This window comes from Xanthomonas sp. NCPPB 3570, from assembly GCF_056725115.1.
Genome location: NZ_CM161513.1, coordinates 454,390 through 475,390, shown reverse-complemented (window position 1 = coordinate 475,390; position 21,001 = coordinate 454,390). Strand labels below are relative to the sequence as shown.

Below are 21,001 nucleotides of genomic sequence, written 5' to 3'. Positions count from 1 at the left end.
GACCGTCAGGAAACCCCCATGTCCGCTGTCGTCCGACACGACTGGCAACGCCAGGAATTGCTCGTCCTGTTCGATCTGCCGTTCCCGGAACTGCTGCACCGCGCCGCCGCGGTGCACCGCGAACACTTCGATCCGGCGCAGGTGCAGGTGTCCACGCTGCTGTCGGTGAAGACCGGCGGTTGCCCGGAGGACTGCGCGTACTGCCCGCAGGCGCAGCGCTACGCCACCGGCGTGGAGGCGCAGAAGCTGATGAGCACCGAGGCGGTGCTGGACAAGGCGCGCCAGGCCAAGGCGGCCGGCGCCTCGCGGTTCTGCATGGGCGCGGCCTGGCGCTCGCCCAAGGACCGCGACATCCCGAAGGTGGCGGAGATGATCCGCGAGGTGAAGGCGCTGGGCCTGGAGACCTGCGCCACCCTGGGCATGCTCGACGGCAACCAGGCGCAGGCGCTGAAGGCGGCCGGGCTGGACTACTACAACCACAATCTGGACACCGCGCCGGATTTCTACGATTCGATCATCCACACCCGCCAGTACCAGGACCGCCTGGACACGCTCACCCACGTGCGCGACGCCGGCCTGAAGACCTGCTGCGGCGGCATCGTCGGCATGGGCGAGTCGCGCGACCAGCGCGCCGGTCTGCTGCAGGCGCTGGCCAACCTGCCGGTGCATCCGGATTCGGTGCCGATCAACCGCCTGGTGCAGGTCGCCGGCACCCCGCTGCACGGAACGGTCGAGCTGGATCCGTTCGAGTTCGTGCGCACGATCGCCGTTGCGCGCATCGCGATGCCGCGGGCGATGGTGCGGCTGTCGGCGGGGCGCGAGAGCATGAGCGACGAACTGCAGGCACTGTGCTTCTGCGCCGGCGCCAACTCGATCTTCTACGGCGAGAAACTGCTGACCACCGGCAACCCGGACACCGAGCGCGACCAGGCGCTGTTCGCACGCCTGGGGCTGCGGCCGATGCAGGTGATGGTCGATGCCGACGCGCACGACCATCCCGGCACCGTGCACGCCGACATCACCACCCCGCCAGCGATCGCCGCCGCCCTGGTCTGACGCCGCGCGTCCGTCCGCCGATCCGGCCGTCCATCGCCGGCGGCGTCCGGCCCGGCCGGGGACGCGCTACGCTAGCCCGCCAGATGCCCGTCCCGCGCCCATGGCCCGTCCCGACCTGCACGACCGCATCCAGTCCGCGCGCGCCTTGCGCGAAGCGCAGGGGCGCCTGCGCGTGCGCCGCAGCATCGGCCGCCGCGACGGCGTGCGCCTGGAAGTCGACGGGCGCTGGCTGACCGGCTTCTGCAGCAACGACTACCTGGGCCTGGCGCAGCAGTTCGAAGTGGTCGCGGCCCTGCAGGACGCCGCCGCGCGCGAAGGCGCCGGCGCCACCGCCTCGCACCTGGTGTGCGGCCACCACGCGCTGCACGAGGCGCTGGAACGCGAAGTCGCCGACTGGCTCGGCTACCCGCAGGCGCTGCTGTTCGGCAGCGGCTTCATCGCCAACCTGGCGGTGCAGCAGGCGCTGCTGAGCGAGGAAGAGGACGTGTGCGTGCAGGACCGGCTCAACCACGCCAGCCTGCTCGACGCCAGCCGGCTGGCCGGCTGCCGCCTGCGCCGCTATCCGCACCTGGATGCCGAAGGCGCGATGCGCCAGCTCAAGCACGCCGCCGACGGTGCGGCGATGCTGGCCACCGATGGCGTGTTCAGCATGGACGGCGACGTCGCCCCGCTGCGCTCGCTGGCGCTGGTGGCGCGCACGCAACAGGCGCTGCTGTACGTGGACGATGCGCACGGCGTCGGCGTGGTCGGCCCGCAGGGGCGCGGCAGCGTCGCCGAGGCCGGCCTGGGCGTCGACGACGTTCCGCTGCAACTGGTGACCCTGGGCAAGGCGCTGGGCGGCTACGGCGCCGCGGTGGTCGGCGATGCCACGCTGATCCGGCACCTGGCCGAAACCGCGCGGCCGTATCTGTACACCACCGCGCTGCCGCCGGCGCAGGCCGCCGCGTCGCTGGCCGCGGTCAAGCTGGCGCGGCGCGACCAATGGCGGCGCGAACGCCTGGTCGAGCTGATCGCCCTGTTCCGCGGCGGCGCCCGCCGTCACGGCCTGGAGCTGATGGCCTCGGACACGCCGATCCAGCCGCTGCTGTGCGGCGAGGAGCGCACCGCGCTGGCGTGGTCGGCGGCGCTGGAACAGGCCGGCTACCTGGTCTCGGCGATTCGCCCGCCGACCGTGCCGGAAGGCAAGTCGCGGCTGCGCGTGACCCTGTCGGCGCTGCACACCCCAGCGCAGGTGCAGGCGCTGCTGGATGCGCTGGCGCTGGCCCGCGATCGCGTGGCCGCGCACCCGCCCGGCGTGCCGGCGTGAGCGCAACCGACCTCGCCGCGCGACGCGCGGTGTGGGATGCGCTGGCCGAGCTGTACCTGGACGATGCGGTCGACGCGCGGCATGCGCAGATCGCTGCGGTACTCGCCGCCTCGCCGTTCGCCACCGACGCGCTGTGGCAGATGCTGCGCGAGGACGTGCATCCGCGGCTGGCGCCGAACCTGCTGACGCCGGCCGGCGCCTGGCAGGGCATCGACGGCGACTGGCTGAGCGCGGCGATCGAGCAGCGTCGCGGTGCGCATCGCGTATCCGCCTGGCGCACCCGCGACTATCCGCGCCGACAGTGGCGCCTGCTGCTGCCGCAGGTGCTGGCGCAGCGCGCGGCGCACTGACGCGGTGGCCGACGCGGCCTTTCCTGTTCCTTCGCGACGATAGACGACGATGCATATCGACACCCTGGGGCAGGGCCCCGATCTGGTCCTGCTGCACGGCTGGGCGTTGAACGGCGGCATCTTCGCGCCATTGGTCGAGCGCCTGTCGGCGCAGTACCGCCTGCATCTGGTGGACCTGCCCGGGCACGGCCACAGCCGCGTCGACGACACGCCGCTGGCGCTGCCGCACGTGGTCAGCGCGATCGCCGCAGCCACGCCGCCGGCGGTGTGGCTGGGCTGGTCGCTGGGCGGGCTGTTCGCGCTGCATGCCGCCGCCACGCAGCCGCAGGTGCGCGGGCTGGCGATGCTCGCGGCGACGCCGCGCTTCGTGCGCGGCAGCGATTGGCCGCACGCCGTGGAACCGCAGGTGTTCGCCCAGTTCGGCCGCGATCTGGCCGAGGACTACCGCGGCACCCTCGATCGCTTCCTGGCGCTGGACACCCTCGGTTCGGCGCACGCGCGCGCCGAACTGCGCACCCTGCGCGAGGCGCTCGACGCCCGCGGCGCACCCGATCCGCACGTGCTGCAGGACGGCCTGACCCTGCTGGAACGCACCGACCTGCGCCGCGCCCTGCCCGGCCTGCGCGTGCCCAGCCTGTGGATCGGCGGCCAGCGCGACCGCCTGGTCCCGCCCGCAGGCATGGAGGCCGCCGCGGCGCTGGCGCCGAACGCGCGCGCACTGATCGTCGCCGGCGGCGGCCACGCCCCGTTCCTCGGTCATGCCGACACCGTGGCCGAAGCACTGCGCGGATTCCTGGCAACGCTCGACTAGCGGCGTCGCGCCGCGTGTTCCACGAAGCTGTCGTAGGAGCGGCTTCAGCCGCGACACGCCTGCTGCATCTGGTCGCGGCTGAAGCCGCTCCTACAGGCGCTTGCGGCGAGCCCGCCGGGTGCACTGTGGGAGGGACTTCAGTCCCGACGCATTGCGCCATCGGAAAGCGCACACCACTTCGCGCGTCGTGCGCTGCATGATAGTTGACTCCCACATTGCATCACGCGACCCGCACCGACGTCAGAAACACGCAAGCGGCTCCACCTTGGGACTCAACTGTCGTGCAGCCGCGACAAGCGCCGCCGAAAGCCGACTGACAGCCTCCGGCGTCGGGACTGAAGTCCCTCCCACAAGGATGCCCCCCTGTGGGAGCGACTTCAGTCGCGACGCATGGCAGCAAAACGCTGCGCACCGAAGCCGCTCCTGCACCTGCCGTGCGTACTCCGTGTCCTCAACGTCGCGATGTGACGCTGGCCGCCACCGGGCCGATGTCCGATCATCGCGGTTCCATCGAACCGGAGTGCAAGCATGGACCTGGGAATCGCCGGCAAGTGGGCGCTGGTGTGCGCCGCGAGCAAGGGGCTGGGACTGGGTTGCGCGCAGGCCTTGGCGCGCGAGGGCGTGCACGTGGCGATCGTGGCGCGCGGCCAGGCCGGGCTCGATGCGGCCGCGACGCAGTTGCGCGCGCTCGACGGCGGTGGCGAGGTGGTCGCGGTGGCCGCGGACATCGCCACCGAGGCCGGACGCGCCGCCGCACTGGCCGCCTGCCCGCAGGTCGACATCCTGATCAACAATGCCGGCGGGCCTCCGCCGGGCGATTTTCGCGAGTGGGAGCGCGAGGACTGGCTGCGCGCGCTCGACGCCAACATGCTGGCGCCGATCGCACTGATCCGCGCCACCGTCGATGCGATGCAGGCGCGCGGCTTCGGCCGCATCGTCAACATCACCTCCGCCGCGGTGAAGGCGCCGATCGACAGCCTGGGCCTGTCCAACGGCGCACGGGCGGGCCTTACCGGCTTCGTCGCCGGGCTGGCGCGACGCACGGTGGCGCACAACGTCACCATCAACAACCTGCTGCCGGGGCAGTTCGACACCGACCGCCTGCGCGGCAACATCGCCCACGCCGCGCAGCGCGAGGGCATCGACCCCACCGACCTGGCCGAACGCAAGCGCCGGCAGATCCCGGCCGGGCGCTTCGGCACCGCGGAAGAGTTCGGCGCGGCCTGCGCCTTCCTGTGCAGCGCGCAGGCCGGCTACCTGAGCGGGCAGAACCTGTTGCTGGATGGCGGCAGCTATCCGGGGACATTCTGAAGAGCCGGGATTGGGGATTCGGGAGTGGGGATGCACAGCCGCGGTCGCGCCGCCTGGTCGGTGCGAGGTGCTGAACATGATGATCTGCGGACCACGCTGGCCGCGAGGGAAAGGCGGCGATAAGGAACCGGCTGGATTCGGCATCGGGAGGACGTAGCGGCTTTCGCGCCGCTGGATCGGCGCGAAGTGCGCAACGCGGTGATCCGCGCCACCCCTGGCCGCGGCGCGACGCCGGCGGCGATAATGCGCGGATGGATCCTTCCGCGTTCGACTCCCAGCACATCCGCCGCGCCTTCGCGCGTGCGGCCGCCAGTTACGACGCCGCCGCGGCGCTGCAGCGCGAGGTGCAGGGGCGCTTGCTGGAATCGCTGGATTACCTCGGCGACCGCGTGCCGCAGGTGGTGCTGGACGTGGGCAGCGGTCCGGCGCATGCCGCCGCGGCGATGAAGAAGCGCTGGCCCCGCGCGCAGGTGATCGCGCTCGACCAGGCCCTGCCGATGCTGCAGCAGGCCAAGCGCCAGGCCGGCTGGTGGAAGCCGTTCGGCCGCGTCTGCGCCGACGCGCGCGCGCTGCCGCTGGCCGAGCACAGCGTCGATGTGATCTTCAGCAATCTGTGCCTGCAGTGGGTCGAGGACCTGCCGGCGGTGTTCGCCGGGTTCCGCCGCGTGCTGCGCCCCGGCGGCCTGTTGCTGTGCTCCAGCTTCGGCCCGGACACCCTGATCGAGCTGCGCGAGGCTTTTGCCCAGGCCGACCGGACCACGCCGCACGTGAGCCGCTTCGCGCCGATCGCGCAGTTCGGCGATGCGCTGATGCTGTCCGGCTTCCGCGATCCGGTGCTGGACCGCGACGTGTTCAACCTCACCTATCCGGACCTTGCCGCGCTGATGCGCGAACTGCGTGCGATCGGCGCTACCAACGCGCTGCAGGCGCGCCGCCACACCCTCACCGGGCGCGGCCGGTTCGCCGCCGCCACTGCCGCCTACGAGCCGCTGCGTGGCGCCGACGGCACCCTGCCCAGCACCTGGGAAGTGATCTACGCACACGCCTGGGCGCCACCGCCGGGCGCGCCGATCCGCGAAGGCGGCAGCGAGATCGCTGCGGTGCCGCTGTCAGCGATCCCGATCCGCCGCCGCGGCGACTGAGTCGGGCAACACCCGGAACATCACCCGGCCCTGGTAGGGCGTGCCCAACACCTGCGCCTGCGCCCCCTGCGCGGCGAGGCGTGCGGCCACCTGCGGCCACGCCTCCTGCTTGCACACCCACACGCGCCCGGCGCGCGGTTGCCGCAACACCGTGAGCAGGTCGGCGTCGTATTCAGGACCGAAGCGCGGCGTGTCCGACAACGGGTCCAGGCGGATCTTGCGCACCTGCGCGCCCAGTTCCAACCGCAGGCCGTAGCGCGCCATGTCCTCGACGAACACCACCTCGCGCACCGGCGCATCTGCACGCTTGGCGATCGCCTGCGCCCAGGCGCCGGCATCCTTGTGCGTGGGCAGCAGCGCCACGGCCAGTTCGAGCGCCAGCAGCAACCCGCACCACGCCAGCAACCACGGCCAGCGCCACGGCACCCGGCCCTCCTGCGCGCGCTGCCACGCCGCCAGCAACGCCAGCGGCACGAACAGCGGCAGCACGTACAGCGGCAACCGCGAGCGCGACAGGCACAGCACCAGCAGCGGCAGCAGCAGCCACAGCGTCAGCAGCAGCGGTGCAGCCTGCTGCAGGCGCAGCGCCGGCGTGCGCCACCATTGCCGCAGTTGCCGCGGCAACTGCCAGGCCCAGCGCGCTAGCGCCGGCGTCCACGGCAGCGTGCCCAGGACCAGGATCGGCGCATACGCCACCGCCCAGCCGTACCACTGCGCGTTGCGCCCGAACGCATCGCTGGCCACGCGCTTGACCACCTCGTCGCCGACGAAGTACTGCAGCAATCCCGGATGGCCGCGGATCACCGCCAGGTACCAGGGCAGCGCCAGCACCACGAACAGGACGATGCCGGAGAGCTGCAGCGCGCGCCGCGGCGGCCCCGGCGTCACCGCGTTGAACAGCAGCAGCGCCGGCAACGGCAACAGACCCGGCGGCCCCTTGGTCATGAACGCCAGGGCGAAACCGGCCCACATCGCCGCGATCCAGCGCTTGCCCTGTCCGGGCGGATGCGCCCGCGCTTCGACGAAGGCCCACACCGCCAGGGTCTCGCAGGCGGCGAGCAGGAAGTCGGTGGAAATCCATTGCGCCGCGCCGAACGGCGCCAGCATGGTCGCGTACAGCAGCGCCGCCTGCGCCGGCAGCTCAGGGCGTTCGGGAAACAGCCGCGCGGCCAGGCGCCACACCAGCAGCACGCACAGCAGGTAGGACAGGGCCGACGGCAACCGCGCCGCCCAGGGCGACGGCCCGAACACGGCGACGCTGGCGGCGATCGCCCAGTAGGTCAACGGCGGCTTGGTCCAGTGCGCCACGTCCTCGCTGCGCCGGGGCGTGAGCCAGTCGCCACTGTGCAGCATGTTCAGCGCGACATTGGAGTAGCGGCCCTCGTCGGCATCCCAGATGCCGCGGGCGCCGAGCAGGGCCAGCGCGAGCGTGCAGGCCAGCAGCGCCACCGCGACGGCCGGGGAACGAAGCAGCGCGCGCATCGGCAGTCCTCTCGGTCGACGCGGCGACCATAGTCACCGCGCCTGCGGCCGCAGATGACGGCCGGCGGACAGTTTTGCGACAGCGCCGAACGCGCCCGGCCTCAGGCCGGCGCGCGGCTCAGGCGGAGACCTGCGCGATCCAGTCTTCCAGGTTGTAGTAGTTGCTCACCCGGGCGATCCTGCCGTCGCGGATGTCGAAGAACGCCCCGCCCGGCAGCACGTAGCGCTGGCCGCGCGCCTCCGGCAGGCCGGTGTCGGTGTGGTGGTATTCGCCATGCACCACGTACTCGGCGGCGGCGCGGCGGCCGTCCTGCGCGGCCAGCACCACGATGTCGTGCAGCTGCTCGCGGTAGCTGGCGTTCATGCGCTGCAGGAAGGCGGCGAACGCGTCCTTGCCGGTCTCGCGCGCGCCCTGGTTGAGATCATGGGCGACGTCGTCGCTGAGCATGCCCAGCATGCCGTCCCAGTCGCCGCGGTTGAACGCGGCGTAATAGGCCTGGACCAGGGCGATGGCCTGGTCCTGCGCAGGAACTCCGTGGTTGCTCATGGCTGCCGCCCTCCGGCCGAAGAAAGGCCCATCATACGGTCTCGCCGCCGTGCTCGACGCCCCGCTCCAGCAGGTCGCGATGGAAGAAGTACAGCTCCTGCAGCAGGAAGCGCCAGCGGGTCTGGAAGCTGCGGAAGCGGCTGCTCGGCGTCGACGAGGCCAGCGCGTCGATCTGCAGCTCCTCGCACAGCCGCAGCGCCCGCGCCATGTGCAGCGGATCGCTGACCACGATGGCCCGGTGCAGGCCGTGCTCGCGCATCAGCCGGCGCGCCTCGATCAGGTTCTGCCGGGTGGTGCGCGAGACCGTCTCGATCAGGATCGCGTCGGCCGGCACGTCGTGGCGCAGCGCGTAGCGCCGGGCCACCTGCGACTCGGCGAAGCGCGCGCCGTTGCCGAAGCCGCCGGTGAAGATCAGGGTCGGCGCGTAGCCGCGCTGGTACAGGTCCAGGCCGTGGCGGATGCGCTCCTCGAACACCGGCGAGGGCTTGGCGTCGTAGGCCGCCGCGCCGAGCACGATGATCGCGTCCGCCGGCGCCGCCTGGTCGCGGTCGCCGACCCAGACGATGTAGATCGCCACGCCCAGCAGCCACAGCCCCAGCAGCGCCGCCAGGCGCAGCAGAAAGCGCAGCCAGCGGAAGCCGCGCCGCGCGTTCATGCCACGCCCCACGGCAGGGCGTCCAGGTCGACATTGCCGCCGGACAGGATCACTCCCACCCGCCGCCCGGCGAAGCGCGCCGGCTGCGCCAGCACCGCCGCCAGGGCGATCGCCGAGGACGGCTCCACCACCTGCTTGATCACCTGCCACAGCAGCCGCATCGCCGCCACGGTGGCCGCGTCCTCGACCACCAGCACCTCGGCATGGCCGTGGAGCAGGGCGAAGTTGGGTTCGCCGAGGGTGCCGCGCAGGCCGTCGCAGAGCGTGTCCGGGACCATGTCCACGCGGCGCTCGCCGGCGGCCAGCGAGCGCGCGGTGTCGGCGGCGCCGGCCGGCTCGGCCAGCAGCAGCTGCGCCTGCGGCGCCATCGCCGACAGGGCCAAGCGGCTGCCCGCGGCCAGGCCACCGCCGCCCACCGGCACCACCAGCAGGTCCAGCCCGCCGCTGGCGTCCAGCAGTTCCAGCGCGGCGGTGCCCTGCCCCGCGATCACCGCCGGATCGGCATAGGGATGCACCAGGGTCGCGCCGGTGTCGTGCTGCACCTGCGCGCACAGCGCCTCGCGTGCGGCGATGCTCGGCGCGCAGCGCCACAGGGTGGCGCCATGGCGGGCGATGTTGGCGAGCTTGGCGGCGACCGCCCCTTCCGGCACCACCACGTGGCAGCCGATGCCGCGGGTGCGCGCGGCCTGAGCCAGGGCCGCGCCGTGGTTGCCCGAGGAGTGGGTGACCACCCCGCGGGCCGCCTGTTCCGGATCCAGCGCCCACACCGCGTTGCAGGCGCCGCGGAACTTGAACGCGCCGCCGCGCTGCAGGTGTTCGGCCTTGAAGTACAGCTGCGCGCCGGTGGCGGCATCCAGCGCCCGCGAACGCAGCACCGGGGTCGGCCGCGCGTGCGCGGCAATGCGTGCGGCGGCCGCCAGGACGTCGCCGAACTCGGGCAGAAAACGTGAGACCATGCGCGAAAGGGTAGCGTATCGTCGCCAAACTGCAGCGTCCGCAACCGGCGCAGATTCGCCGCCGTTGCGCGCGACTTAAGCGTTCAAGCGCATCGCGGGAAGTTAAGGGGGGATTCAATGCAACGGACCGAACCTGTCAGCCAGCCTGCTGGAGGGCAAACGCCATGAAACTGCGCCTGATCTGCGCCGCTGGACTGCTGGCCGCACTGGGCGGCTGTGCCACCTACGACTACGCCGGAGGCGGCGAGGGTGGCTACTACCGTGGCGCGCCCTCGGTCGAATACCGGTATCCGCCCGGTTACTCCGAGTACTACTCGCCGTACGGCGCCGTGCCCTACTACGGTTACGGCCCGGCCTACTACGGCTACTACGGTTACGGCGTGCCGTATTACTACTATCGCGGCTACGACGGCCCGCGCCACCGCCCGCCGCCGCGTCCGCGGCCGGACGACGGTGGGTCGGCACCGCCGCCGCCACCCAGTGTCGGCGGCCGGGTGCCGTCGCCCTGGCGCAACCTGGACCGCCTGCGCCGTCCGGACGCGCTCAATTCGACGCCGCGGCCGCAGTCGATGCAGCCGCCGCGCCCGGCGATGCAGCGTCCCGAGGGGGTTCAGCGGCCGCCCGCACCGCGGCCCGGCAATATGGGTCGCAGCAATGGGACACGTCGCACACTCGAACCCTGAGAAAGGGCTTGCGTTCGCCTGTCCCAGCACGCAATCTACGTCCTACGGGGTGACCGCCTGCGTCGCTTTATGACCCGAAGGGGTTGACCCCACCGTCTATGTCGATGTCCGACAGGGAAATCTGGATCCCCCCTGTTCCGGCCCTGTCGGGCGTCGGCGCCTCACAACGAAAAGCCCCGGTCCGCCGGGGCTTTTCGCGTTGGGGCCTTGCCGTTGCTGGCGCGGCGCCGGCAACCGGCGAAAAACGGGCATAAAAAAGGGCCGGTAGTCCCCCGACTACCGGCCCCCAGCTCCCCCAACGTGCGCGTGACTGGCCCCTGTTCCAATTCCAGTCATACGCCCCTGACGCATTGCCACGTTGGGTGCAGTGGGAATATCTGCAGATTGCGTGCCAACTTGAGGCCCGGATCTGCAATTTGTGATGCAACCGCTAAAATTCCTGTTCACACCCTGGGCGACCCGCCGTGCCGCCCCCTGCCGCCGGCCCCGCGCCGGCCGACGAGAACCCCGATGAGCGACTCTTTCTACCGCCATGACGTGATCGTGATCGGCGGCGGCCATGCCGGCACCGAGGCGGCGCTGGCGTCCGCGCGCGCCGGCGCCCGCACCCTGCTGCTGACCCACAACGTGGAGACGGTGGGGGCGATGAGCTGCAACCCGGCCATCGGCGGCATCGGCAAGGGCCACCTGGTCAAGGAGATCGATGCGCTGGGCGGGGCGATGGCCCACGCCGCGGACCTGGCCGGCATCCAATGGCGCACCCTCAACGCGTCCAAGGGCCCGGCGGTGCGCGCGACCCGCTGCCAGGCCGACCGCAGCCTGTACCGCAGCGCGATCCGGCGCCTGGTCGATGCGCAGCCGAACCTGACCGTGTTCCAGGCCGCGGTGGACGACCTCGTGATGGACGGCGAGCGCGTGCGCGGCGTGCTGACCCAGACCGGGCTGCGTTTCGAGGCGGCCGCGGTGGTGTTGACCGCCGGCACCTTCCTGGCCGGCAAGATCCACATCGGCCAGACCCAGTACGCCGGCGGCCGCGCCGGCGATCCGCCGGCCACCGCGCTGGCGCAGGCGCTGCGCGACGGCCGCTTCGGCGTGGACCGGCTCAAGACCGGCACCCCGCCGCGCATCGACGGGCGCAGCCTGGACTACGCGGCGATGGAGGAACAGCCCGGCGACGATCCGCTGCCGGTGATGTCGTTCCTGGGCGAGGTGGCGCAGCACCCGCGCCAGGTCTCGTGCTGGATCACCCACACCACCGAGCGCACCCACGCCATCATCCGCGGCGCGCTGGACCGCTCGCCGCTGTACACCGGCCAGATCGAAGGCATCGGCCCGCGCTACTGCCCCTCGATCGAGGACAAGGTCGTGCGCTTCGCCGAGAAGGCCAGCCACCAGATCTTCGTCGAGCCGGAAGGCCTGGACGTGGTCGAGATCTATCCCAACGGCATCTCCACCTCGCTGCCGTTCGATGTGCAACTGGAGTTGGTGCGCTCGATCCGCGGCTTCGAGCGCGCGCACATCACCCGCCCCGGCTACGCCATCGAATACGACTTCTTCGACCCGCGCGGGCTCAAGGCCTCGCTGGAGACCAAGGCCATGCCCGGGCTGTTCTTCGCCGGGCAGATCAACGGCACCACCGGCTACGAGGAAGCCGCCGCGCAGGGCCTGATCGCCGGCCTCAACGCCGCGCGCCAGGTGCGCGGTCTGGAGCCGTGGTCGCCGCGTCGCGACCAGGCCTACATCGGCGTGCTGATCGACGACCTGATCACCCATGGCACCAGCGAGCCGTACCGCATGTTCACCAGCCGCGCCGAATACCGGCTGCAGTTGCGCGAGGACAACGCCGACGCGCGCCTGACCGGCATCGGCCACGACCTGGGCATCGTGGACGAGACGCGCTGGGCGCGGTTCCAGGCCAAGCAGGAGGCGGTGGCGCGCGAGAACGAGCGTCTGCGTGCGCTGTGGGCCACGCCGGGCAACGCGCTGGGCCGCGAGGTCGCGGCCACGCTGGGCGTGGCGGTGAGCCGCGAGACCACCGTGCTGGACCTGATCAAGCGCCCGGAGCTGGACTACGCCGCGCTGATGCGGGTGCCGTCGCTGGGTCCCGGCGTGGCCGACGCGCAGGTGGCCGAACAGGTGGAGATCGGCATCAAGTACGCCGGCTACCTGGACCGCCAGCGCGAGGAGATCGCGCGCCAGCAGCGCCACGAGGACACCCCGATCCCGGCCGCCTTCGACTACGCGCAGGTGCGCGGGCTGTCGGCCGAAGTGCAGCAGAAGCTCGAGCGCGTGCGCCCGCAGACCGTGGGCCAGGCGCAGCGCATCCCCGGCATGACCCCGGCGGCGATCTCACTGCTGCTGGTGCATCTGGAACGCGCGCGGCGTAGCCGGGTGGCGTGATGGCGCCTTCGATCGACGTTGCAGCGCCCGCGCCCTCCGCCTCGCCCGACATGGCGATCCACCCGATCGCCGCCGACAAGCGCGCTGCCGTGCTCACCGCGCTGCAGGACATCGAACAGCGCCACGATGTCCGCATCCTGCTGGCCTGCGAATCCGGCAGCCGCGGCTGGGGCTTTTCCTCGCCCGACAGCGACTACGACGCGCGCTTCGTCTATGTGCATCAGCCGGACTGGTACCTCACCGTCAACGAACGGACCGGGCCGGGCGAGCCACAGCGCGACGTGATCGAGCTGCCGATCGACAGCGACCTGGATGTCAGCGGTTGGGACCTGCGCAAGGCCTTGCGCTTGGTGTCCAAATCCAACCCGACCTTGCTGGAGTGGCTGCAGTCGCCGGTGGTGTACCGGCAGGACGCCGCGGCCGTGGCGACGCTGCGGGAGATGGCCGAACGCTTCTATTCGCCGCTGGCGACCTGGTGGCATTACTTCAGCATGGCCAAGGGCAACTACCGCGGCTATCTGCGCGGCGAGCGCATCCGCACCAAGAAGTACCTTTACGTGTTGCGGCCCGTGCTGGCCTGCCAATGGATCGAACGTGGGCACGGCATGCCGCCGATGGCCTTCGCCTCCCTGCTGGATGCCCTGGTTCCGTCCGGTGCCCTGCGCGAGGCGATCGACGCCTTGCTGGACAAGAAACGCGCATCGGCCGAGGTCGAGGACGGCCCGCGGATTCCGGCGATCAGCGATTTCCTGGACGCGGAGTTGCAGCGGATGGAGGCCAGCGCACCGCCGCTGCCGGCGGGCAGCGGCGACCAGCGCGAGCTGGACGAGGCGTTCCGGCAACTGCTGGGCATCACTCCGCGCTGAGTGCGGCGCGGCAGACCGGCCGCGCGTCACCGTGCAAATCAACGGCATCCGCGCTGCGGGCTGCCGATGTCACCAAGCGGCCAGCCGCTCCTTTGTTTTTCCCTTCTCCCCTCGGGAGAAGGTGCCCCGAAGGGGCGGATGAGGGTACGGATGGTGCACTAAGGTCCGGAGCGGCGCTGCGCTCCCGGACCCTCACCCCAACCCCTCTCCCGGGGGGAGAGGGGCTTTGACTACGGAAGCCGACGCATCCGCGCGACTGGCACATGGCTCCAGGCGAGGCAGCGCGTGCCAGCACCGGCGGCGATTGCCGGGAGGTGGTACGCGCTGCGGTGAGGCTCAGTCCTACGTGGCCACCGGCAGCAGCCGCTGGCGCAGCAGCAGCGCGGCCAGGTCCAGGGTTTCGCCGGCCACGCGCATCACGCTGCCCATGTTGATGAAGCCGTGGATCATGCCGGGGTGGACGCGCACCAGGGTTTCCACGCCGGCCTCGCGCAGGCGCTGCGCGTAGTGCAGGCCTTCGTCGTGCAGCGCGTCGCGCTCGGCGAGCACCACCAGCGCCGGGGCGACGCCGGCCACGTCCGGCGCGACCACCGGCGAGATGCGCCAGTCCGACCCCAGCGACGGGTCGGGCAGGTACTGACGGTCGAAGAAGCGCATCGCCGCTTCGGTCAACGGCGGGATGCCGGCGTTGTGCACGCGCGAGGGGAAGGGATTGTCCGCACGCAGGTTGGTCAGCGGATAGATCAGGATCTGGCAGCGCAGGGCGATGCCGGCATCGCGTGCGGCCACTGCGGCGCTGGCCGCCAGGGCGCCGCCCATGCTGTCGCCGGCGATGGCCAAGCGCTGCGGATCGGCGCCGACCTCGCCTGGGTGCGCGGCCAGCCACTGCACCACCGCGATCACGTCCTCGATAGCAGCCGGCGCCGGATGCTCGGGCGCCAGCCGGTAGTCCACCGCCAGCACCTGGCAACCGGCACGCGCAGCCAGTTGCCTGCACACGTCGTCGTGCGAATCGAGGTCGCCGACCACGCCACCGCCGCCGTGCGCGTAGAGGCAGGTCGGCGCCGGCCCCGTGTCGAGGCCGTGCGGGCGGTACAGGCGTAGCGGAATCGGGGCGGCCGGGCCCGGTGCCTGCAGGTCGCGCAGCTCGGCCATCTCCACGCGCGGGAAACCGAACTGCGCGGCGACGCCGCGCATCATCGCCCGCGCCTGGGGCAAGGGCAGTTCCTCCATCGGCGGCTGCCCGGACTGCTGGGCCTGGGCGAAGAAACGCACGACGTCTGGATCGAAATACATGGGTGGCCCTCCCGGGGCGGCTACGCAAGCGGCGTCGGGCAGATTGTTATTTTCAATAACCATTTTCGCAAATAAGCGAACCGGGACGCCCGTGCGCGCCAGCGGCGGATCAGCGACAGGCGGCCGATCGTCGCGGCGCGGATGCGCGTGCGATGCAGGCGTGGCGAGGCATTGCGCGGCTTGGGGCACACGCTGGCGGCGGGCGCGCACGCGGTGCCGCCACATTGCGGCGCAGCATGGACTTGCGCGCTGCGTGGCGGAACGCGGCTCAGTCGTCCTGCGCGGCGGCTTCGCGGCCCTGCTGGCGGATGATGGCTTCCTGCCGCGCGTTCTCGATCGAGGCGCGCACGGCGCGCACGTCGGCGCGACGGCTGTCGAAGGTGAAGCGGCCGGTGAGCACGCTGTCCGGGCGCAGCGTGCCCTTCTCGTACAGCGCCCACATCTCCTCGCCGTAGTGGGTGGCATTGAGCTCGGGCGCGAAGCGGCCCAGGCAGTCGCGCAGGTTGTGCACGTCGCGCAGCAGCATGCTGCGGGCGGCGTTGTTGCCGGCGGCGCTGACCACCTGCGGGAAGTCGATCACCACCGGACCATCGGCGCCGACCAGCACGTTGTATTCGGACAGGTCGCCGTGGACCAGGCCCAGGCACAGCATCCTGACCACGTCGCCGACCAGTTGCGCGTGGAAGGCCTGCGCCTGCGCCGGCTCCAGTTCGACTTCGCTGAGCCGCGGCGCGCTCTGCCCATCGCCGTCGGTGACCAGGTCCATCAGCAGCACGCCGTGGAAGTAGCCGCGCGGTTGCGGCACGTGCACGCCGGCGTCCACCAGCTGGTACAGGGTGTTGGCCTCGGTGTCCTTCCACGCCGCTTCCTGCTCGCGGCGGCCGAACTTGCTGGCCTTGCCGATCGCCCGCGCCTGGCGGCTGCCGCGCACCTTGCGCCCTTCCTGGTACTGCACGCGCGCCTGGAAACTGCGCTGTGCCATGTCCTTGTAGACCTTGGCGCAGAGCACGTCGTCGCCGGCCTGGACCACGTAGACCGCGGCCTCCTTGCCGCTCTTGAGCGGGCGCAGCACGCCGTCGATGACGCCATCGTCGATCAGCGGCTGCAGGCTCGGGGGAATCTTCATCGGGTGCGGCATACCTGGAGTGAGTCGCCGCGATTATGGCCCAAGCCTGGTGCAGTGCCCGGCATGCCGCTGTGGCGTCGAGGGTGTCGCCAATGCGCTGAAGATGCGTCCGGCGCGGCCTGCGGCGTGTGCGACGAACGATCGGCGGCGCGGCGGCATCCGGCATTTGTCTACGACGTCCGCCGGGGTGCATCGCCGCGTTCAGCTATCGAGACGGTGGCGCAGGGCTGTCGTGTTGTGTGCGGCGAGGGCGCGCGCGGCGTTGCCTGGGTGTATGGGGTTGGATAGGCGTTCGATTGCCGTCGCGTCGGGACTGAAGTCCCTCCCACAAGAGAAGCGTCGTGCGTGGCGACGCTCCTGCTCGCTCAGGCTCGCACAGGCCTGCTTCGCGCTCGCCGCAGGCCCGCCCTGGGGCCTGCCTCGATCGCGGTTCAGGGCGCGGTAGCGGCCTGAGCCTGGGCCTGGGCGTCGGCGCCGCCGCCGAGCACCTGGTACAGGGTGACGCGGTTGCTGGCGTCCTGCAGGCGCAGTGCGATCAGCGCCTGTTGCGCGGCGAACAGCGAACGCTGCGCATCCAGCACCGGCAGGTGGCCGTCCAGGCCGGCGCGGTAGCGCGCCTCGGCCAGGGTGTAGCTGCGCTGGCTGGCGTCGACCAGGGCCTGCTGCGCGGTCAGCTGCGCCTGCAGGTGGTCGCGCGTGGCCAGGGCGTCGGCCACTTCGGCGAAGGCCGACTGGATCGCCTTCTCGTACTGCGCCACGGCGATGTCCTTGCCGAGCTTGGAGGCGTCCAGCGAGGCCTTCAGCGCGCCCGCGTGGAAGATCGGCGCGGTGATGCTGGGCACGAACGACCAGGTGCGGCTGCCGGCGGAGAATAGCGTGGACAATGCATCGCTGCTGCGCCCGGTGGACGCGGTGAGGCTCAGCGACGGGAAGAACGCCGCGCGCGCGGCGCCGATGTCGGCATTGGCCGCCTGCAGGCTGTGCTCGGCGGCGAGCACGTCCGGACGCTGCAGCAACACCGTCGAGGACAGGTGCGCCGGCAGCGGCGCCAGCGCCACGCTGTCCTGCATCGCCTGCGCGGTGGGCAGCAGCGCCGCCTCCACCGGCGCGCCGACCAGCAATTGCAGCGCATCGCGCGCCTGCGCCAGCTGGGTGGCGGCGCTGGCGACGGCCACGCGCGCCGACTCCACGCTGGTCTGCTGCTGCGCCAGATCCAGCCCGGACGCGCTGCCGATGCTGTGGCGGCGTTCGGTCAGTTGCAGGGTCTGCGCCTGGCTGTCCAGGGTCTGCTGCGCCAGATCCAGTTGCGCCTGGTCGGCGCCCACGGTCAGCCACGCCGCGGCGACCTGGGCGACCAGGGTCAGGCGCACGTTACGCTGGTTTTCCGCACTGGACAGCCAGTTCTGCAGGGCTTCCTGCTTGAGACTGCGCAGTTGCCCGAACAGATCCAGCTGCCAGCTGCTCAGCCCAACCTGCAGGGTGTCGCTGGTGCTGACCTGGGAGACGCCGTCGTCGTTGCTGGCGGCGCTGCTGCGGCCGCGGCTCATGCTGGCGTTGGCATCGAACGAGGGCAACTGCGCGGCGCGCTGGATTCGGTACTGCGCACGCGCCTTGTCGATGGACAGCACCGCCACGCGCAGGTCGCGGTTGTTCTGCAAGGCCAGCGCGATGGTCTGGCGCAGCCGCGGATCCAGGAACACCTGCTGCCAGTCCGGCATCGCCAGCGTATCGGTGGCGGTGCCCGCGGCGGGTGCCGCGTCGACCGCCGCCAAGTCCGCCGGCACCGGCGCCGCCGGGCGCACGTAGGTCGGCGCCAGGGTGCAGCCGGACAGGGCCAGCAGCGTGGTCACCGCCACACTCATCCGAGAGATCGCGCTCATGCCTGCGCCTCCGACTTGGCCACCGCCGGTCCAGGGAACAGGCGGCGCACGATCACGTAGAACAGCGGCACGAAGAACAGGCCCAGGGTGATCGAGGCCAGGGTGCCGCCGGTGACGCCGGTGCCCAGCGAGTGGCGCGCGGCCGAACCGGCGCCCTTGCTGAACACCAGCGGCAGCACGCCGAGCAGGAACGCCAGCGAGGTCATCAGGATCGGCCGCAGACGCATCTGCACTGCGTGCAGGGTCGCGGCGAGCAGGCTTTCGCCGCGGTGCTCGAGGTCGCGCGCGAACTCGACGATGAGGATGCCGTTCTTCGCCGCCAGGCCCACCGTGGTCAGCAGGCCGACCTGGAAGTAGACGTCGTTCTCCAGGCCGCGCAAGGTCATCAGCAGCACCGCACCGAACACGCCCACCGGCACCGCCAGCATCACCGCGAACGGGATCGACCAGCTCTCGTACAGCGCCACCAGGCACAGGAACACGAACAGCAGCGAGATCGCGTACAGCGCCGGCGCCTGGTTGGCCGACAGCTTTTCCTGGTAGGCCATGTCCGACCACGCGTAGCCGAAGCCGTGCGGCAGTTGCTTGCTCAGTTCGGCCATCGCGTCCATCGCCGCGCCGGAGCTGACCCCGGGCACCGCCTGGCCGGTCAGTTCCATCGCCGACACGCCGTTGTAGCGTTCCAGCGCGGCCGGCGCGCTGGTCCAGTGCGAGCGGGTGAACGCGGACATCGGCACCATGTCGCCGCCGCTATTGCGCACGGTCCAGCGGTCCAGGTCCTGCGGCGCCATGCGTGCGTCGGCATCGCCCTGCACGTAGACCTTCTTGATGCGGCCCTTGTAGATGAAGTTGTTGACGAAGTCGCCGCCGAGCGCGCTGTTGAGCGTGGCGTTGATGTCGCCCGGGTCCACGCCCAGCGCCTGCGCCTTGGCGTCGTCGATCTTGACCGCGTACACCGGTGCGTCTTCCAGGCTGGCGTAGCGCACGTTCATCAGCTTGGGATCGTGCTGGGCCAGCCGCAGCAGCTTGTCGCGCGCGGCGACCAGGGCGGCATGGCCGGCGCCTTCGTAGTCCATCAGTTCGAAGGTGAAACCGGAGGCGTCGCCCAGGCCGGTGATCGCCGGCGGCGAGGTCACGAACAGTTCCGCGTCGGGCACGTCGGCCAGCGCCTTGTTCAGATGGTCGGCGATGGTCGCGGCATCGTCGTCGCGGTCGTCCCAGTCCTTCAGCCGCACGAAGGCCATGCCGACGTTCTGGCCGGCGCCGGTGACGCTGAAGCCGGCCGAGGACAGCACCGAGCGCACGCCCGGATCCTTCAGCGCGGCCTTGGTCAGCCGGTCGGTCACCGCCAGGGTCTGCTCCAGGGTGGAGCCGGCCGGCAGCTTGACCAGCACGTTGAGCATGCCTTCGTCCTCGTCGGGCAGGAACGCGCCGGGCAGGCGCCACAGCAGCAGGCCGGTGACCGCGATCAGCAGCGCATAGGCGACCAGGCCCAGCGCGCGCTTGCCCAGCACCCGCTCGACCAGCGTGCGGTAGCGCTCGGACAGGTGCCGGAAGCGGGTGTTGAACCAGATGAAGAACCAGCCCAGGCGCCCGTGCGAGCCGATCGGCGCCTCGCCCTGGTGCAGCGGCTTGAGGATGGTCACGCACAGCGCCGGGGTCAGGGTCATCGCCACCAGCACCGACAGGATCATCGATGCGGCGATGGTGATCGAGAACTGCCGGTAGATCACGCCGGTGACGCCGTTGAAGAACGCCATCGGCACGAACACCGCGGTCAGCACCAGCACGATGCCGACCAGCGCGCCGCCGATCTGCTGCATCGAGCGCAGCGTGGCTTCCTTCGGCGGCAGGCCTTCCTGGCCCATCACCCGCTCCACGTTCTCCACCACCACGATGGCGTCGTCGACCAGCAGGCCGATCGCCAGCACCATCGCGAACATGGTCAGGGTGTTGATCGAGTAGCCGAACGCGGCGAGCACGCCGAAGGTGCCCATCAGCACCACCGGCACGGCGATGGTCGGGATCAGCGTGGCGCGCCAGTTCTGCAGGAACAGGTACATCACCGCCACCACCAGCAGCACCGCCTCGATCAGGGTGATCACCACTTCCTTGATCGAGGTGGTGACGAACGGCGTGGTGCTGAAGGCGATGTGGTAGTTGAAGCCGTGCGGCCAGTACTGCTTGAGTTCCTGCAGGCGCTGGTCGATGGCCTTGGAGGTTTCCACCGCGTTGGCGTCGGAGTTGAGCTCGATGCCCAGCGAGGCCGAAGGCTTGCCGTTGAAGCGGGTGATGCTGTCGTAGGTCTCCGGGCCCAGGCCGATCCTGGCCACGTCCGACAGGTGCACGGCCGCGCCGCTGGCATCGCTCTTGAGCACGATGGCGCCGAACTGCGCCGGGGTCTGCAGGCGGCTGCGGGTGGTCACGGTGGCGTCCAGGCGCTGCCCGCGCAGCGCCGGCTGGCCGCCGATCTCGCCGGCCGACACGTCGGTGTTCTGCGACTGCAGCGCGTTCTCCACGTCCGAGGGCATCAGCGCGTACTTGCGCAGCTTCTCCGGGTCCAGCCAGATGCGCATGGCGTATTCCGAGCCCATCGGCTGGATGTTGCCGACGCCGCTGACGCGGCTGATCTGGTCGTCGATGTTCGATTCCATGTAGTTGGCGACATCGAAGTTGTCCATGCTGCCGTCGTCGGAGGTGAACGCCACCACCTCGAACAGCGAGCCGCTGGACTTGGTGATGACCAGGCCGTTCTGCTGCACCGCCTGCGGCAACACCGACATCACCGACTGCAACTGGTTCTGCACCTGCACCTGCGCGGTGTCGGCGTTGGTGCCGGTCTCGAACACCAGGTTGACCTGCGCGGTGCCGTCCGAGGCGCTGGTGGAGGTCATGTACAGCAGGTGGTCCAGGCTCTGCTGCGACTGCTCGATCAGCTGGGTGACGGTGTTTTCCACCGTCTGCGCCGAGGCGCCGGTGTAGCTGGCGCGCACGGTGATGGTGGGCGGCGCCATGTGCGGATAGCGTTCGACCGGCAGCCCATGGATGGCCAGCATGCCGATCAGGACGATGACGATGGCCATGACCCAGGCCACCACCGGGTGGTTGACGAAGAAGCGCGACATGCGGGGGTC

The 21,001-nt window shown here is 71.0% G+C and carries 17 protein-coding genes; 9 read left to right on the top strand and 8 right to left on the bottom strand.

Annotation, left to right across the window (positions count from 1 at the left end; translation table 11 throughout):
• Positions 1–18 precede the first annotated feature (18 nt).
• From bioB to bioC, 6 genes are all read left to right on the top strand, one after another.
• The gene (gene bioB, locus AC1PLR_RS02145; protein ID WP_481102511.1) at positions 19–1,056 is read left to right on the top strand and encodes a biotin synthase BioB; all 1,038 of its coding nucleotides are present in this window, start codon (positions 19–21) and stop codon (positions 1,054–1,056) included.
• A gap of 100 nt (positions 1,057–1,156) precedes the next feature.
• A complete protein-coding gene (gene bioF, locus AC1PLR_RS02140; protein WP_481102510.1) occupies positions 1,157–2,362 on the top strand; it encodes an 8-amino-7-oxononanoate synthase in 1,206 nt (401 codons plus the stop codon).
• Entirely contained in the window at positions 2,359–2,712 is a 354-nt protein-coding gene (locus tag AC1PLR_RS02135; RefSeq protein ID WP_371181087.1) for a DUF7079 family protein, read from the top strand. Before bioF ends, AC1PLR_RS02135 begins: the two co-directional genes overlap by 4 nt.
• Before the next feature lie 49 nt (positions 2,713–2,761).
• Positions 2,762–3,523: a pimeloyl-ACP methyl ester esterase BioH gene (gene bioH, locus AC1PLR_RS02130; RefSeq protein ID WP_371181086.1), complete on the top strand. Its 762-nt coding sequence runs from the start codon at positions 2,762–2,764 to the stop codon at positions 3,521–3,523.
• A 528-nt stretch (positions 3,524–4,051) separates the two neighbouring features.
• Positions 4,052–4,834 carry an SDR family oxidoreductase gene (locus tag AC1PLR_RS02125; protein ID WP_481102509.1) on the top strand — a complete coding sequence of 261 codons (783 nt, stop codon included), beginning with the start codon at positions 4,052–4,054 and terminating at the stop codon, positions 4,832–4,834.
• Between the two features lie 251 nt (positions 4,835–5,085).
• Entirely contained in the window at positions 5,086–5,976 is an 891-nt protein-coding gene (gene bioC / locus AC1PLR_RS02120) for a malonyl-ACP O-methyltransferase BioC (RefSeq protein WP_481102508.1), read from the top strand.
• Here bioC and AC1PLR_RS02115 read toward each other — a convergent pair.
• The 4 genes from AC1PLR_RS02115 to AC1PLR_RS02100 all read right to left on the bottom strand — a co-directional run bounded on the left by AC1PLR_RS02115 (position 5,944) and on the right by AC1PLR_RS02100 (position 9,616).
• Positions 5,944–7,458, bottom strand: coding sequence for an ArnT family glycosyltransferase (locus AC1PLR_RS02115; RefSeq protein WP_481102507.1), 1,515 nt, complete (start codon positions 7,456–7,458; stop codon positions 5,944–5,946). The genes bioC and AC1PLR_RS02115 overlap by 33 nt on opposite strands.
• A 118-nt stretch (positions 7,459–7,576) precedes the next feature.
• Positions 7,577–8,005, bottom strand: a complete 429-nt coding sequence (locus AC1PLR_RS02110; protein ID WP_010341872.1) for a ketosteroid isomerase-related protein — start codon at positions 8,003–8,005, stop codon at positions 7,577–7,579.
• A gap of 31 nt (positions 8,006–8,036) precedes the next feature.
• Positions 8,037–8,672: a YdcF family protein gene (locus tag AC1PLR_RS02105; RefSeq protein ID WP_481102506.1), complete on the bottom strand. Its 636-nt coding sequence runs from the start codon at positions 8,670–8,672 to the stop codon at positions 8,037–8,039.
• A complete protein-coding gene (locus AC1PLR_RS02100; RefSeq protein ID WP_481102505.1) occupies positions 8,657–9,616 on the bottom strand; it encodes a pyridoxal-phosphate dependent enzyme in 960 nt (319 codons plus the stop codon). Before AC1PLR_RS02100 ends, AC1PLR_RS02105 begins: the two co-directional genes overlap by 16 nt.
• A 164-nt stretch (positions 9,617–9,780) precedes the next feature.
• On the opposite strand from AC1PLR_RS02100, the gene AC1PLR_RS02095 reads away from it, so the two are divergent.
• From AC1PLR_RS02095 to AC1PLR_RS02085, 3 genes are all read left to right on the top strand, one after another.
• A complete protein-coding gene (locus tag AC1PLR_RS02095) occupies positions 9,781–10,299 on the top strand; it encodes a hypothetical protein (RefSeq protein WP_481102504.1) in 519 nt (172 codons plus the stop codon).
• A 510-nt stretch (positions 10,300–10,809) separates the two neighbouring features.
• Positions 10,810–12,699, top strand: a complete 1,890-nt coding sequence (mnmG, locus tag AC1PLR_RS02090) for a tRNA uridine-5-carboxymethylaminomethyl(34) synthesis enzyme MnmG (RefSeq protein WP_420008709.1) — start codon at positions 10,810–10,812, stop codon at positions 12,697–12,699.
• The gene (locus AC1PLR_RS02085; protein ID WP_420008708.1) at positions 12,699–13,565 is read left to right on the top strand and encodes a nucleotidyltransferase domain-containing protein; all 867 of its coding nucleotides are present in this window, start codon (positions 12,699–12,701) and stop codon (positions 13,563–13,565) included. Before mnmG ends, AC1PLR_RS02085 begins: the two co-directional genes overlap by 1 nt.
• A 342-nt stretch (positions 13,566–13,907) precedes the next feature.
• Here AC1PLR_RS02085 and AC1PLR_RS02080 read toward each other — a convergent pair whose 3' ends face one another.
• The 4 genes from AC1PLR_RS02080 to AC1PLR_RS02065 all read right to left on the bottom strand — a co-directional run bounded on the left by AC1PLR_RS02080 (position 13,908) and on the right by AC1PLR_RS02065 (position 20,992).
• Positions 13,908–14,861 (bottom strand): alpha/beta hydrolase, encoded by a 954-nt coding sequence (locus tag AC1PLR_RS02080; protein WP_010341879.1) that lies wholly within the window; start codon positions 14,859–14,861, stop codon positions 13,908–13,910.
• A gap of 268 nt (positions 14,862–15,129) precedes the next feature.
• On the bottom strand, positions 15,130–15,987 hold the full coding sequence (locus tag AC1PLR_RS02075; RefSeq protein WP_481102503.1) for a PA4780 family RIO1-like protein kinase: 858 nt from the start codon (positions 15,985–15,987) through the stop codon (positions 15,130–15,132).
• A gap of 431 nt (positions 15,988–16,418) precedes the next feature.
• Positions 16,419–17,867 (bottom strand): efflux transporter outer membrane subunit, encoded by a 1,449-nt coding sequence (locus AC1PLR_RS02070; protein ID WP_420008705.1) that lies wholly within the window; start codon positions 17,865–17,867, stop codon positions 16,419–16,421.
• The gene (locus AC1PLR_RS02065) at positions 17,864–20,992 is read right to left on the bottom strand and encodes a multidrug efflux RND transporter permease subunit (RefSeq protein ID WP_420008704.1); all 3,129 of its coding nucleotides are present in this window, start codon (positions 20,990–20,992) and stop codon (positions 17,864–17,866) included. Before AC1PLR_RS02065 ends, AC1PLR_RS02070 begins: the two co-directional genes overlap by 4 nt.
• Between the last annotated feature and the right edge of the window lie 9 nt (positions 20,993–21,001).